General features: G+C 73.6%; 13 protein-coding genes. 8 read left to right on the forward strand and 5 right to left on the reverse strand.

Annotated elements, in window-relative coordinates; translation table 11 throughout:
- Window positions 1–326: 326 nt before the first annotated feature.
- Window positions 327–2,027 carry an acyl-CoA dehydrogenase family protein gene (locus ACIGG8_RS40045; protein ID WP_396553502.1) on the reverse strand — a complete coding sequence of 567 codons (1,701 nt, stop codon included), beginning with the start codon at window positions 2,025–2,027 and terminating at the stop codon, window positions 327–329.
- 58 nt (window positions 2,028–2,085) lie between these two features.
- Window positions 2,086–2,640 (reverse strand): PadR family transcriptional regulator, encoded by a 555-nt coding sequence (locus tag ACIGG8_RS40050; RefSeq protein WP_396553503.1) that lies wholly within the window; start codon window positions 2,638–2,640, stop codon window positions 2,086–2,088.
- A 236-nt stretch (window positions 2,641–2,876) separates the two neighbouring features.
- On the opposite strand from ACIGG8_RS40050, the gene ACIGG8_RS40055 reads away from it, so the two are divergent.
- Entirely contained in the window at window positions 2,877–3,332 is a 456-nt protein-coding gene (locus ACIGG8_RS40055) for an SPW repeat protein (RefSeq protein WP_350519052.1), read from the forward strand.
- Between the two features lie 124 nt (window positions 3,333–3,456).
- Here the strand turns inward: ACIGG8_RS40055 and ACIGG8_RS40060 are convergent, their stop codons facing one another.
- The gene (locus ACIGG8_RS40060; RefSeq protein ID WP_350519051.1) at window positions 3,457–4,863 is read right to left on the reverse strand and encodes a class II fumarate hydratase; all 1,407 of its coding nucleotides are present in this window, start codon (window positions 4,861–4,863) and stop codon (window positions 3,457–3,459) included.
- 325 nt (window positions 4,864–5,188) lie between these two features.
- On the opposite strand from ACIGG8_RS40060, the gene ACIGG8_RS40065 reads away from it, so the two are divergent.
- Window positions 5,189–7,246, forward strand: coding sequence for a cholesterol oxidase substrate-binding domain-containing protein (locus ACIGG8_RS40065; protein WP_396553504.1), 2,058 nt, complete (start codon window positions 5,189–5,191; stop codon window positions 7,244–7,246).
- Window positions 7,247–7,289: 43 nt separating this feature from the next.
- Here ACIGG8_RS40065 and ACIGG8_RS40070 read toward each other — a convergent pair whose 3' ends face one another.
- Complete coding sequence (locus ACIGG8_RS40070; protein ID WP_350519272.1) at window positions 7,290–7,880, reverse strand: XRE family transcriptional regulator; 591 nt, start codon at window positions 7,878–7,880, stop codon at window positions 7,290–7,292.
- A 276-nt stretch (window positions 7,881–8,156) separates the two neighbouring features.
- Between ACIGG8_RS40070 and ACIGG8_RS40075 the strand changes: the two genes are divergently transcribed.
- Window positions 8,157–8,990: an AzlC family ABC transporter permease gene (locus ACIGG8_RS40075; protein ID WP_396553505.1), complete on the forward strand. Its 834-nt coding sequence runs from the start codon at window positions 8,157–8,159 to the stop codon at window positions 8,988–8,990.
- The gene (locus ACIGG8_RS40080; protein ID WP_396553524.1) at window positions 8,990–9,298 is read left to right on the forward strand and encodes an AzlD domain-containing protein; all 309 of its coding nucleotides are present in this window, start codon (window positions 8,990–8,992) and stop codon (window positions 9,296–9,298) included. The genes ACIGG8_RS40075 and ACIGG8_RS40080 overlap by 1 nt, the downstream gene beginning before the upstream one ends.
- Before the next feature lie 6 nt (window positions 9,299–9,304).
- Here ACIGG8_RS40080 and ACIGG8_RS40085 read toward each other — a convergent pair whose 3' ends face one another.
- Window positions 9,305–9,856, reverse strand: coding sequence for a GNAT family N-acetyltransferase (locus ACIGG8_RS40085; RefSeq protein WP_396553506.1), 552 nt, complete (start codon window positions 9,854–9,856; stop codon window positions 9,305–9,307).
- 128 nt (window positions 9,857–9,984) lie between these two features.
- Here ACIGG8_RS40085 and ACIGG8_RS40090 point away from each other — a divergent pair, with 128 nt between their 5' ends.
- The 4 genes from ACIGG8_RS40090 to ACIGG8_RS40105 all read left to right on the forward strand — a co-directional run bounded on the left by ACIGG8_RS40090 (window position 9,985) and on the right by ACIGG8_RS40105 (window position 13,612).
- On the forward strand, window positions 9,985–11,172 hold the full coding sequence (locus ACIGG8_RS40090; protein WP_350519046.1) for an acyl-CoA dehydrogenase family protein: 1,188 nt from the start codon (window positions 9,985–9,987) through the stop codon (window positions 11,170–11,172).
- A 74-nt stretch (window positions 11,173–11,246) separates the two neighbouring features.
- Window positions 11,247–11,621, forward strand: a complete 375-nt coding sequence (locus ACIGG8_RS40095) for an ADP-ribosylation/crystallin J1 (RefSeq protein WP_396553507.1) — start codon at window positions 11,247–11,249, stop codon at window positions 11,619–11,621.
- Window positions 11,622–11,653: 32 nt separating this feature from the next.
- Window positions 11,654–12,469 (forward strand): ATP-grasp domain-containing protein, encoded by an 816-nt coding sequence (locus ACIGG8_RS40100; protein WP_396553508.1) that lies wholly within the window; start codon window positions 11,654–11,656, stop codon window positions 12,467–12,469.
- Window positions 12,470–12,733: 264 nt separating this feature from the next.
- Complete coding sequence (locus tag ACIGG8_RS40105; protein ID WP_396553509.1) at window positions 12,734–13,612, forward strand: alkaline phosphatase family protein; 879 nt, start codon at window positions 12,734–12,736, stop codon at window positions 13,610–13,612.
- The last annotated feature ends 403 nt before the right edge of the window (window positions 13,613–14,015 follow it).

Genomic DNA, 14,015 nt, shown 5'->3' on the forward strand with positions numbered 1-14,015 from the left:
TGGGCAGACCAGCGGACCTCTCATGCCCACCACCCGGCCACACCAGCCAGACCCCAGACGTGATCACCCCCGAACCAGGTCGGTGGATTCGGGCTGAGACGGCGACGACCGGGCGGCTGGCCGGGGCGAGGCCCGGGGCGAGGCCCCCGGGGCGGGCGCTGAGCCTCCCGGACGGGGCGACCCACGGGGCGGACCCGCGGACGCCGAACCGGGGGTGCCGGTCCGCCGACCGGCACCCCCGGGGTCCTTCCCATGACTGCTGCCGCAGTCGCGCTCTCTCAGTCGCGCTCCCGCATTCGCGCTACCTCAGGGCGCTGCGGCCGTCGTTACGGCTGCATCTCGTACGCGCCCGAGAGCGCCGCGACCTGCTCCCACACCCGCGCGGCCCGCGCCGCGTCGGACACCGGCCGGCGCACGTTCGCCAGCGCCCAGGCAGCCTGCTCCTCGGTGGTGGAGGCCTTGCCGTGCAGCTCGGTGGCGTGCGCGGAGAAGTCGCGGACCAGGGCGTCGAAGAGCTGGTCCAGGACGTCCGCGTCCAGGCCGGTCGCCTCGGCCTGCTCCAGCACCAGCTGGCCGTAGACGATCAGCGCGAACAGCTGGCCGATCTCCAGCAGGAAGTCCAGGTCCGCCTGCTGCTCCTTGCTCGGCGCGTGGCTGAGCAGCAACTCGCAGAAGCCGTCGGCCTGTTCGCGGAAGCGGGCGACGTTGGGCAGCTGCGCGTGGCGGTCGTAGGCGGCGCGCCAGTCGTGGAAGCGGATCGCGCCGAGGCCGCGGGCCGGGCCCTGGCGGAACAGGAAGGCGTCGTCGGCCGCGTCCAGGCGGGTCGGCACCGGGGCGTAGTCGGCCGGTGCGAACAGGTAGTTGCCCATGAACTTGAGGATCAGCGCCAGGTTGACGTGGACGGTGCCCTCCAGCTTCGGCAGGCCGCGGATGTCCTTCGCCGCCTTGTCGAAGTAGGTGTCCGCCTCGAAGCCCTTGGCCGCGATGACGTCCCACATCAGGTCGATGACCTTCTCGCCCTCGGTGGTGACCTTCATCTTGGTCATCGGGTTGAACAGCAGGTACCGGCGGTCCTCGGGGGAGGCGGTGCGGAAGTAGTCCACGGCCCGCGCGCTGAACAGCTTCATCCCGGCCAGGCGGACGTACGCGTCCGTCAGCTCCCGCTTGACGTGCGGGAAGTCGGTGACCTTGCGGCCGTAGAGCACCCGGTTGTGGGCGTGCGTGACGGCCTCGTACATCGCGTGCTCGCAGATGCCGACGGAGGCGGTGCAGAGGTTGAACTTGCCGACGTTGACGGTGTTCAAGGCGGCGTCGAAGGCGGCCTGGCCGGTGTGCAGCACGTCCTCGGCGCGCACCGGGTAGTCCTCCAGGCGGAACTCGCTGACGTACATCTGGGCGTTCACCACGTTCTTGACCAGGTGGTACGCCTCGTGGCGGCTGTCGGCGGCGAAGAAGACGTAGCCCTCGGGGCCCTCGACGTCCGAGCGGCGGCCGAACACCGAGACCAGGCCGGCCACGTTGCCGTTGCCGATGTAGTACTTGGAGCCGGTCGCGGTGAAGCCGCCCTCGCCGTCCGGGGTGAGGATCATGTCGGTGGAGTAGATGTCGGCGCCGTGGGTGCGCTCGGAGAGGCCGAACGCCATGACGTGGCCCTCCGCCAGGAGCTTGGCGGCGCGGGTCCGAACGGCCTCGTTCTCGCTCTGCCAGACCGGGCCGAGGCCCAGGATGGTGACCTGCCAGGTGTACCAGTAGCCGAGGCCGTAGAAGCCGAGGATCTCGTTCAGCTCGGCGATCCGCGCGGTGTCCCAGCGCTTGTCCGGGTCGGCCGCGGACGGGGTCAGGAACTCCGCGAACAGGCCTTCCTTCGCGGCGAATTCGAGGAAGTCGGCGTACCAGCTGCGGTCGATGTAGGTGTCGATCAGCGCCTTCTTGCCGCGGGACTCGAACCAGTCCACGGTCGCGCGCAGCAGCCGGCGGGTCGGCTCGTCGAACTGTGCGGGGTCGTAGGTGCGCGGGTTGAAGAGCATCGAGGGCTCCCTGGGGTCGAGGGTGTGGGAAGCGGGTGGAAGGTGCGGTGCCGACGGGTCAGGACGGCCGGTCGGCGGCGAGGCGGCGCAGGGTGGCGAGCACGTCGTCGAGCCAGGCGAGGGTCATCCGCTCGTACTCCATGCCGCCGCGCAGCACCACGTGCTGCAGCTCCTGGCGGGCGTCGAGCGCGTCGAGGTCGGGGAAGTCCCGTTGCTCGCCGTGCAGGTAGCGGGCGAGCAGGGCGGCGTGCCCCTCGCGGTGGCGTTCGACCTCGGAGATCAGCGCCGCCGGGTCGTCGAAGGCGGCGGCCCGGATCTTGACCGCGAGTTCGTGCCGGACGGTCTCCGGTTCGACCGGTTCCCGTAGCCAGCCGGCCAACGCGGCCCGCCCGGCCTCGGCGGCCGAGTAGACCTTCTTGTCCGGGCGCCCGTCCTGGGCGACCTCCTGCGCGGCGACCCAGCCGTCCGCCTCCATGCGCCGCAGCACCCGGTAGATCTGCTGGTGGGTGGCGGTCCAGAAGCGTCCGATCGAGCGGTCGAAGCGCCGGGCCAGCTCGTAGCCGGAGCCGGGCTGCTCCAGCAGCGAGACGAGGATCGCGTGCTCCAGTGCCATGACCCGCATCCTGCTATGCAACGAGTTGCATAGGCAATGGCGCCCTGCGGGGTTGAGACGCAGGTCACCGGCGTGATCGGATGGTTATCGATCATTCCGGACTATCGGGTGCAAAACAGTAGAGAAGGGACAGAATGGGTACGGGGCATGCGCCTTCCGGGTGACGGAGGACAATGCGCCCCGCAGATTCCGGACCACAGGAGGTGGTATCGGTGGCAACCCATATCCCGACGGGCATGGAGCACCATCCGGACATCGTCGAACTACGAGAACACTACGAGCGGGTCACCTCGACCCCCCGGGCCCAGGGCGTCGAAGCCCTGGCCGTACTGGCCGGCCTCTTCCTGGCGGCATCGCCGTGGATCGTCGGCTTCACCGCGTTCAGCACCCTGACCGTGACCTGCCTGATCGTCGGACTGGCCTACACGGTGCTGATGGCCGGCTACGGCACGGCCTACGAACGCACCCACGCGAGGGCCTGGGCGGCCACGGCGCTCGGCGCCTGGACGATCATCTCTCCCTGGGTCATCTCCGGATCGGTCGCCCGGGGCAAGAACATCGTCACCTGCATCATCGTCGGCGCAGTGATGTTCCTGCTCGGACTCGCGGCGATCTCGATGGCCACGATCACGGCGAACGGAGCAGCGATGCGGCTCGGCCGGGCCGGTCGGGCCGGCGGAACCAGGGGCTGATCTTCCCCGCAGCCCTTCGTCCGGGGCGCGGCGGGACCACCTCCCACCGCGCCCCGGCGCACGGCCCACGCACCTCCCGCGCACCTCCGGGGCCGTCCCCGGGCGCCCGGGTGCCCCGGGACGGCTACGGGCGCGTCATCCGCAGCACGTCCAGCGCCTCGTCCAACTGCTCCTCGGTGAGCCTGCCCTGCTCGACGTAGCCCCGCTCCAGCACCACCTGACGGATGGTCTTGCGCTCGGCCAGTGACTGCTTGGCGACCTTCGCGGCCTCCTCGTACCCGATGTACCGGTTCAGCGGGGTCACCACCGACGGCGAGGACTCCGCGTACTCCCGGGCCCGTTCGACGTTGGCGGTGATGCCGTCCACCGTCCGGTCCGCCAGCAGTCGGGCGCTGTTGGCCAGCAGCCGGACCGACTCCAGCACGTTGCGGGCGATCACCGGGAGCATCACGTTCAGCTCGAAGTTGCCGCTCGCGCCGGCCAGCGTCACCGTCGCGTCGTTGCCGACCACCTGGGCGGCGACCATCAGCACCACCTCGGGCAGCACCGGGTTCACCTTGCCCGGCATGATCGACGAACCGGGCTGCAGGTCCGGCAGGTTGATCTCGCCGAGCCCGGTGCGCGGGCCGGAGCCCATCCACCGCAGGTCGTTCGCGATCTTCGTGAACCCGACCGCCACCGTGCGCAGTTGGCCGCTCAGCTCGACCAGGGCGTCCCGCGCTCCCTGCGCCTCGAAGTGGTCCCGGGCCTCGGTCAGCGGCAGGTCGGTGACGCGGGCCACCTCCGCGATGACCGCGGCCGGGAAGCCGGGCGGGGTGTTGATGCCGGTGCCCACCGCCGTACCGCCGAGCGGGAGTTCGGCCACCCGGGGGAGCGTGGCCAGCAGCCGCTCCCGCCCGTGCCGCACCTGCGCCGCGTAGCCGCCGAACTCCTGGCCCAGTGTGACGGGCGTGGCGTCCATCAGGTGCGTGCGGCCCGACTTGACCACCTCCGCGAACTCGACGGACTTGCGCTCCAGCGCCTCCGCCAGGTGCTCCAGCGCCGGGATCAGGTCGTGCGTCACGGCGGCGGTGGCGGCGATGTGGATCGAGGAGGGGAAGACGTCGTTGGACGACTGGCTCGCGTTGACGTGGTCGTTCGGGTGGACGGGCCGGCCCAGCCGCTCGCCGGCCAGGGTGGCGATCACCTCGTTGGTGTTCATGTTGGACGACGTGCCGGAGCCGGTCTGGAACACGTCCACCGGGAACTCGTCGTCCCAGCGCCCCTCCGCGACCTCCTCGGCCGCCGCCACGATCGCCTCCGCCGTCTCCTCGTCCAGCACCCCCAGGCGGGCGTTCACCCGGGCCGCGGCCGCCTTGATCCGGGCCAGCGCGGCGATGTGCGCGCGCTCCAGCCGCTGGCCGGACACCGGGAAGTTCTCCACCGCCCGCTGCGTCTGCGCCTGCCACTTCGCGGCGGCCGGCACTCGCACCTCGCCCATCGAGTCGTGCTCGACCCGGTACTCCTGCGGCTTCGCCTGCTCGTCACCCATCGCGCGCTGCACCTCCTGTACGGGCCGCTCGGCCCGGAACGGATCTCCGATCACGACAGCCGCGAGCGGGGCCCGGGTATTTCCGACACGACCGGTCGGGTTCTCGGCCGGTTCCGCCTTCCTGCCGCCGCCCTCGTACGCCCCGCGCCGAGGCCCCGGGCCGATCGGGCCGAACTCACTCGAACGAGTGAGTCACCGGGTGGACGCTTCAAACCGGCGTGCGGTGCTTCGTACGCTCCTCCCCGGGCCGAACCGACAGTCGGCCCGACCCGGACAGCCGTATCTCGGCCCGGGGGGGGGACCAGCGCGAGGGGCGGACGGACGGATGACCAGCGGACACGGTACGGCGGGCACAGCGGGCGGGGCGACCTCGGAGGCTTCGGCAGGCGGGGCGGCTCCGGCGGACTCGGACTCAGCGGGCGGGGCGGCCTCGGCGGGCAGAAGCGGTGGTGCACGGCACCGGGGGAGCGGCGCCGGGAGCGGCCTCACCCGCCGGCAGCTGCTCGGGGCCTCGGCCGCGCTCGGCGGCGCGGCCTGGATGCTGCGCGGCACCGTCGGGCCGGACAGCGCCCGGGCCGCCGCGCCCGTACCGCCCGGGCTCCCCGCCGACACCGAGCTCTACCAGCGGGTCTTCGAGAACTGGTCCGGCGAGGTCCGCACCGACCAGTTGTGGACCTGCGCGCCCCGCACCCCCGAGGAGGTCCCGGCCCTCGCGGACTGGGCGCACGCCAACGGCTGGCGCCTGCGGGCCACCGGCTACCGGCACACCTGGGCACCACTCACGGTCGCCGACCGGACCCCGGAGAGCGCCCGGGTCCTGCTCGTCGACACCAGCCGACACCTCACCGCCGTCACCGCGGACTCGCCCACCACCGTGCGGGTGCAGACCGGCGCCACCATGGAGGCCCTGCTCGCCCACCTGGCCGACCGCGGCCTCGGCCTGACCGCCTGTCCGGCCCCCGGCGAGATCACCGTCGGCGGCGTGCTCGCCATCGGCGGCCACGGCACCGCCGTCCCGGCGGCGGGGGAGGTGCGGCCGGACGGGCACGGCTACGGCTCGGTGAGCAACCAGGTCGTCCGGCTCACCGCCGTCGTCCTCGACCCCGCCACCGGCCGCTACGCGCTGCGCACCTTCGACCGCTCCGAGGCCGACAGCGCCGCCTTCCTGGTGCACCTGGGCCGCGCCTTCCTCACCGAGGTCGTCCTCAGGGCGGGCGCCGACCGGCCGCTGCGCTGCGTCAGTCGGCTCGACATCCCGGCGAGCGAGCTCTTCGCCCCGCCGGGATCCGGAGGTTCCGCCGGTCCCGCCGGTTCCGCGGGTTCCGCCGGGGGCACCGCGGGCACCGGGTCGGGCGGAGGCGGGGGGCTGCTCGGGGGGCTGCTCGGCGGACTGCTGGGCGGTGGCGGCCCGCGGACCTTCGCCGAGTTCGTGGAGCGCGACGGCCGGGCCGAGGCGATCTGGTTCGCCTACACCGACTACCCCTGGCTCAAGACCTGGAGCGTCGCCCCGACCGAGCCGCTCGGTTCCCTCGCCGTCGACCACCCCTACAACTTCCCCTTCTCGGACAGCGTTCCGGAGCCGGTGGCCCGACTCGCCGGCCAGATCGTCGCCGGCGCCTGGGGATCGGCCCCACTGTTCGGCCAACTCCAGTACCTCGTGGCGAAGGTGGGTCTCACCGGCGACGTCACGGACGTCCTGCTCTCCGGTGGGCTGATCCGCGGTCTGCTCACCGGCGACGTCCTCACCCACCTGCTCGCGGGCGGTTTGCGCTCCGACCTCTGGGGCCCCTCGCGCACCCTGCTGCAGTACGTCCGCCCCACCACCCTGCGGGTCACCGCCAACGGCTACGCGGTCCTCGCCCGGCGCGCCGACCTGCAGTGGGTGGTCAGCGAATTCGCCGCGTACTACCGGCAGTTGCTCGCCGATTACCAGGCCCGGGGCGAGTACCCGGTGAACGGCGCGGTGGAGATCAGGGTCACCGGCCTGGACGACCCGGCGTACTCCGGAGTCCCCGGCGCCCGGCCCCCGCTGCTGTCCGCGCTGCGCCCGCGCGCCGACCGCCCGGAGTGGGACACCGCGGTCTGGCTCGACGTCCTCGCCTTCCCCGGCACGCCCGGACTGGAGCGCTTCGCCCGGGACCTGGAGCAGTGGCTGCTGCGCACCTTCGACGGCACCCGGGCGGGCCTGCGGGTCGAGTGGTCCAAGGGCTGGGCCTACACCGCCGACGCCGCCTGGTCGGACCGCGACATGATCGACCGGGTCATCCCCGCCGGCCTGCGGGCCGGTGGCGGGCCGGGCTGGGACGAGGCGGTCGCCGTCCTGGACCGGCACGACCCGCACCGGGTGTTCGGAAACCCCTTCCTGGACGGCCTGTTGAAGTGAGGCGAGCCGGCCCGGAACGCCAACTGAACTAACTGACGCTGCGTCAGATGTGCTCCATCACGATCACCGCCAGGGTGTCCGGAGCCAGGGCGCGGAAGACGTGCGGGGAGTCGCCCGGGTAGCTCACGTAGTCGCCCGGGCCCAGCTCGACCGGCGCCTCCGTCGGCCCGACCAGGGCGCGTCCGGAGCCGATCATCACGTGCTCGACGGTGCCGGGCATGTGCGGGTCGGAGGCCCTGGTCTCGCCCGGCTGCGCCTCGATCCGGTAGATGTCGCGCCGGGCGTTGGGCGGGCAGGAGGAGAGCACGGTGGCGGCGTAGTCGGCGCGCTCGGAGTGGGTCACCGGGCCCTCGCCGGCCCGGATCACCTTGACCGCGGGGCGCGGCGGGTCGACCAGGCGGCTGAACGGCACGTTCAGTGCGACCCCGAGTGCCCAGAGCGTCTCCACGCTGGGGTTGCCCGCGCCCGACTCCAGTTGGGAGAGCGTCGACTTGGCGATCCCCGCGCGCCGGGCCAGTTCGGCCATCGACAGCCCGCTGCGCTCGCGCTCGCGCCGGATGGAGGCGGCGATCTGGCCGATCAGCTCGGTTCCGGAGCCGCCGGCGGCGATGGCCGGGGTGGTCTGGTCACTCATGCTCGCCACTCACGCTCTCCTCTGGCTCCTTCACTGCCCGCCGGCGACCCACCTGCCCGCCGGGCCGGCGGGTCGCCGGCTTCCGGGTGCCGGCGGGACCGGCGTGGCCGGTGTTGCCGGTGTTGCCGGTACGACCCGTATGACCCGTACGACCGGTGCCGTTCATGCTGCCACGACCGCCCGGGCCTGCGGGCATGCTCGGATCGACCGGCGTTCGGCCTGTCGGTCTTATCGTTCGCCTTGACGAACCCGGGGGATGGGTTCACTCTAATGGACATGCGTTCGCTACTCCGAACACTGGAGCGTGCCACTCTTCGTGACATCGCCCTGGTCTGCCTGGCCGACGCCCTCGTCGGCGCTTCCTTCGGCGCGATCAGCGTCTCCGGCGGTCTGCCCCTGTGGGTGCCGATCGTGCTCTCCGTCCTCGTTTTCGCGGGCGGCTCCCAGTTCGCGGCGATCGGCGTGGTGCTGTCCGGCGGCGGCGTGCTCGCAGCCGTCGCCACCGGCCTGGTGCTCAACGCCAGGCTGCTGCCCTTCGGCTTCACCGTCGCCGACGTCCTCGACGGCCCGTGGTGGCGCCGACTGGTCGGTGCGCAGCTGATCACCGACGAGACCGCCGCCTTCGTCCTGCAGCAGCGCGGGCCGCGGCGGCGCAGAGCCGTGTTCTGGCTCTGCGGGATCGCCCTGTACGCGGTGTGGAACGTCTCGGTGCTGCTCGGTGCCGTCGCGGGCGGGCTGATCGGCGACACCGACGCGCTGGGCCTGGACGCCGCCTTCCCCGCGGTGCTGCTCGCGCTGGTGCTGCCCTCGCTCACGGACCGCCGCACCCGTACGGCCGCGGTCGTGGGCGCGGTGGTGGCGGTCGCGGTCACGCCGTTCGTACCGGGCGGGCTGCCGGTGCTGCTCGCCCTCGTCGGGCTGCTGTTCGCCGGCCGGCCGGGAGCGGCGGAGGCGTCCGACGGGAAGGCGCCCACGGACGAGGCGTGCGCGGGCGAGGCATCCGACGGGAGGCCACCCGCGGGCGAGGCGTCCGGGGGGAAGGCTCCCGTGCCGGCCGGCCGGGTGGTTCGGGCGGATCCGCCGATGACGATGAAGGAGGCGGTCCGATGATGCCGCTCTACGCCGTGCTGTTGCTGGCCGTCGGGACGTACGCCTTCCGGCTCGCCGGGCCGCTGCTCGGCGGTCGGCTCACCCTCTCCGACCGGCTGCGGCACCTGCTGGCGGTCGCCGCGGCGGTGCTGCTGGTCGCCCTGGTGGCGACCGGGGCGCTGACCCAGGGGCACGGCTTCGCGGGGTGGGCCCGCCCGGCGGGGGTGCTGGTCGCGGGCGTGCTCGCCGGGCGCCGTGCGCCGTTCCCACTGGTGGTCGTCGCGGGCGCGGCGACGACGGCGGTGCTCCGGCTGTGCGGGGTGGGGTGAGCCGACTCAGCCGCCCAGGGCCTTGAAGAAGACGGTCGTCGGGTGGAGGACCCCTGACGGGTCCGTCGCGTAGTCCGGGACCGAACCGACCCGGGTCCAGCCCGCCGCCGCGTACATCCGCTCCGCGGGGCTCCCCGTCTCGGTGTCCAGGACGAGCAGCCGCAGTCCCAGACCGTGCGCCCGCTCCTCCAGCGCCGCCAGCAGCCGCCCGGCGAGCCGGTGCCCGCGGTCCGCCGGATGCACCATCAGCTTGGCCACCTCGCCCCGGTGCCGGCCGTTCGCGGGCGCCGCCGGACGCAGCTGGACCGTCCCGGCCAGCCGTCCGTCCGCCCCGGCCCGGACCGTCCACAGCAGCAGCCGGCCGTCCGCGACGTCCGGGCCCAGGGCCCGCCACCACGCGAGGGCCTCGCCGTGGTCCAGCGGTGCGAGGAAGCCCAGCGAGGCGCCGGCGTGCACGGTGTCCACCAGCAGCGCGGCCAGCTCCTCCGCCACGCCGGGCAGCTCCTCCGCCGTCACCAGGCCGATCGCGTACGCGTCGTCGGCCACGAAGCCGTCCATGTCGCTTTCCTCACTCGCTCGCACCCACCACGGCCCGGCCACGTGCGGAATACTCGCCGGTACTCCGCAGACCCACGCCGGGACCGGGCGCCGAGACCGGTACTCCGCCGAGACTACAAGGAGCTTCGATGACGAAGCCGACCCGGATCGACCCGTCCGACCTGCTCGCCGTCGGCGACCTCCTCACCGACGAGGAGCGGCTGATCCGCGACACCGTCCGCCGGTTCACCGAGGAGCGGATCCGCCCCCACATCGGCGACTGGTTCGAGCGCGGCGTCTTCCCGGCCCGTGAACTCGCCCCCGAACTCGGCGCCCTCGGCGTGCTCGGCATGCACCTCGACGGTTACGGCTGCGCGGGCGCCGGCGCGGTGGCCTACGGCGTGGCCTGCATGGAGCTGGAGGCGGCGGACTCGGGGCTGCGCAGCTTCGTCTCCGTCCAGGGCTCGCTCGCCATGCGCTCGATCCACGCCTTCGGCTCCGAGGAGCAGAAGCAGCGCTGGCTGCCCGGCATGGCCGCCGGCGAGCTGATCGGCTGCTTCGGGCTCACCGAGCCGGACTTCGGATCCGACCCGGCGAACATGCGCACCCGGGCGGTCCGCAAGGGCGGCGAGGGCGGCGACTGGGTGCTGTCCGGCAGCAAGATGTGGATCACCAACGGCAGCATCGCCGACGTCGCCGTGGTCTGGGCGCAGACCGAGGAGGGCGTGCGCGGCTTCCTGGTCGAGCGCGGCACCCGCGGCCTGACCACCACCGACGTGCACGGCAAGCTCTCCCTGCGCGCCTCCGTGACCAGCGAGCTCGCCTTCGACGAGGTGGTCCTGCCCGCCGACGCCGTGCTCCCCGGGGTGGTCGGCCTGCGCGGGCCGCTCTCCTCCCTCAACGAGGCCCGCTACGGCATCCTCTGGGGCACCGTCGGCGCCGCCCGCGACTGCTACACCGCCGCGCTGGACTACGCCAAGAGCCGGATCCAGTTCGACCGTCCGATCGCCGGCTTCCAGCTGACCCAGCAGAAGCTGGTCGAGATGATGCTGGAGGTCGAGAAGGCCTACCTGGTGGCGCTGCGGATCGGCCGGCTCAAGGAGGACGGCGCGGCCCGCGCGCCGCACGTCAGCTTCGGCAAGCTCAACAACGTCCGCGCCGCACTGGAGATCGCCCGCAGCGCCCGGACCGTCCTAGGGGCGAACGGCATCACCACGGAGTACCCGGTGCTACGGCACGCCAACAACCTGGAGTCGGTGCTCACCTACGAGGGGACCAGCGAGATCCACACCCTCGTCCTCGGCGAGGCCATCACCGGCGAGCCCGCGTACCGCTGATCGGCCGTCCACCCCGCCTGAGCAGGAGAAATCCGGTGGCCGGGCCCGCGGCGACCCGGCTACCGTTCCCTGCCATGACCAGTCAGCACGCCCGGACACCCCGGACCACCACCCTCTGGCGCCCCACCGGGCCCCAGGAGCTGGCGCTGGTCGAGGCCGCCGACTGGCGTGCCTGGCCGGCCCGCCTGCCCGACCAGCCGATCTTCTACCCCGTCCTCGACGAGGACTACGCGATCCGGATCGCCCGGGACTGGAACGTCCCCGCCTCGGGCGTCGGCTACGTCACCCGCTTCGAGGTCGAGACCGGGTTCCTGGCCCGCTACCCCGTGCAGCAGGCCGGCGGCCGGACGATCCTCGAACTCTGGGTGCCCGCCGAGGAGCTGGACGAGTTCAACCGGCACATCGTCGGCCGCATCGAGGTGGTCCACGAGTTCCGGCCCGCGCCGTGACGGGGCCGACCGCCGCGGGGCCGGGTGGGCAGGTGGCGGCCGCGTGGGCGGGTGGGCCGGCGGCGGCCGACCGCGTCCTGCTCACCTCGGCCCAGCCGACCAGCACCACCGCCCTGCTCGTCGAGGCGGCCGCCCGACGCGGCCTCACCACCGCCGTCCTGCACGGCCCGGAGACGGTCCGGCAGCTCGCCGGGCGGCCCGTGCACTGGTACGGCGGGCCGCTCGCCGCCGCCCGGATCGCCGCGCCGCTGGGCCTGGCCCTGCTCGAACCCGAGGACGACTGGCTCGCCCGTCTCCCCGAGGAGTTCACCCGCCGCCGGATCGAGCTGACCACGCTCGCCGAGGCCTGGACGCTGCGCCACCCGGCGTTCGTCAAGCCGCCGGCCGACAAGTCGCTGCCGCCCGCCGTCTACCCGGACGGCTCCCGGCTGCCGCGCACCGGGGAGCGGATCGGTCCGGACACGCCCGTGCTGGTCAGCGAGCCGGTGACGTTCGCCGCCGAGTACCGGCTGTTCGTCCGCGACGGCGAGGTGCTCACCGGCAGCCGCTACGCCCGCTTCGGCCGGCTCGACCCGGCGCCGACCACCCCCGAGGCCGTCGCCTTCGCCCGCCGGCTGCTCGCGGCCGTCGGCGACACCCTGCCCGGGGCGGTCGCCCTGGACGTCGGCCCGATCGCCGACCCGTACGACCCGGCCGAGCGGTGGGCCGTGGTCGAGGCCAACCTGCCGTGGTTCGCGCACTGCTACGCCGCAGACCCGGAGCGCGTCCTGGACGTCGTGCTGCGCGCCGCCGGCCCGGCCGCCGAACTCGCGGAGACCGACCGCCGTTTCGTCCGCGCGGTCGTCTGACCGCGGGGCGGTCCGGCTGGTCCTCCGGTCCCGGGGCGGTCCGGACGGCCTTCCGGCCCCGGGGCGATCCGGACGGTCCTCCGGCCCCGGGACGGTCGGGCCGGCCGTTGGACGGCCGATCGGCGATCTCCCGACACCCGGCGGACACCTGCCGTTCGACCGTGCGACGCCGGACGGTACGGCGACCGGTGAAGCATGGCGCGGTCGGCGGCGGCCCCTGACGGGCGCGGCCGAGCGCGTGCACGACCGAAAGGAACCCCCGCCATGTCCGCTGTCCAGTGGCCCCGCCCCCGGGTGCTCGTCGTCGGGATCGACGGCGTCCGCCACGACTACCTCGCGCAGGTGCCGATGCCGCGCCTCCAGGAGGTCGCCGAGGCCGGGTTCCTGGTGCCGGTCACCGTGGCGGACACCACGCCGACCATGTCCGGCCCGTGCTGGGCCACCATCGTCACCGGCGTCGAGCCCGCCAAGCACGGCGTGTGGGGCAACCACCTGGCCGGCAACCGGCTGGACGTGTTCCCCGACTTCGCCACCCGCCTCAATCGCGGCGACCGGCGCCGCACCTTCGTCGCGGCCGGCTGGGACCCGCTGATGATCAACGAGTCCGGCGGCCCGCTCTTCCGCGCCCCCGGCCGGCTCTCCTACATCGCCCCGGCCGAGGACACCCCCGAGGCCTGGGAGGTCGTGGACGAGGAGGTCACCCGGGAGGCCGTCCACGTCCTCGGCACCGCCGACCCCGAGGCCTCCTTCGTCTACCTCGGCGCCGTCGACGAGACCGCCCACTTCCTCGGCTGCGGCGACGAGTACTGCGCCGCCATGCGCGCCGCCGACGAGCGCCTCGGCCGCCTCCTGGACGCCGTCCGCGGCCGCGCCACGTACGCCGAGGAGCAGTGGACCGTCATCGTCGTCACCGACCACGGCCACGTCGACGCCGGCGGCCACGGCGGCCGCACGGTCGAGGAGCGGACGGCCTGGGTCGCCTGCGCCGGGCACGGCATTCCGGCCGGACCGCCCGCCGGGGAGATCCGCCACCCGGACGTCGCCGCCCAGGTGTACGCCTCCCTGCTGCGCCCGATCGACCCGCACTGGACCCTCGACGGACGCCCCTTCCCGGTCGCCCGCCCGGTGCCCGTGACGGTCTGACCCGTGGCGGTCCGATCCGTGGCGGTCCGATCCGTGGCGGTCCGACTCGTGGTCGTCCGACTCGTGGTCGTCCGACCCCGTGGCGCGGACCGGTGGGTCCGCGCTGATCCGCGCCGATCTGCAGGTTCGCGGCGATCCGCGGGACCGGGCCGAACGCGGCCGGACCCGACGGCGACCTGACGCCCCGGGGTCCCGATGCCCCGGGTGCAGCAGGCCCGGCTGCGGCGGTGCCGGGCTTGAGCGAGGCTCGATCGGGGCTCGGGCGGCACTCGACCCGGGTGTGCCAACCTGAGCGCCGGACCGGCACGTGCCGGTCCTCCGGAGCTCAGCGCCTCTGCCGGACGGCATACGCCTGAAGGTGGAGACGGTACCCCGTGGGTTGGAGACAAGATCGCGACTTGGT

The sequence above is a fragment of the Kitasatospora sp. NPDC085464 genome, assembly GCF_044541955.1.
Taxonomy (GTDB): Bacteria; Actinomycetota; Actinomycetes; order Streptomycetales; family Streptomycetaceae; genus Kitasatospora.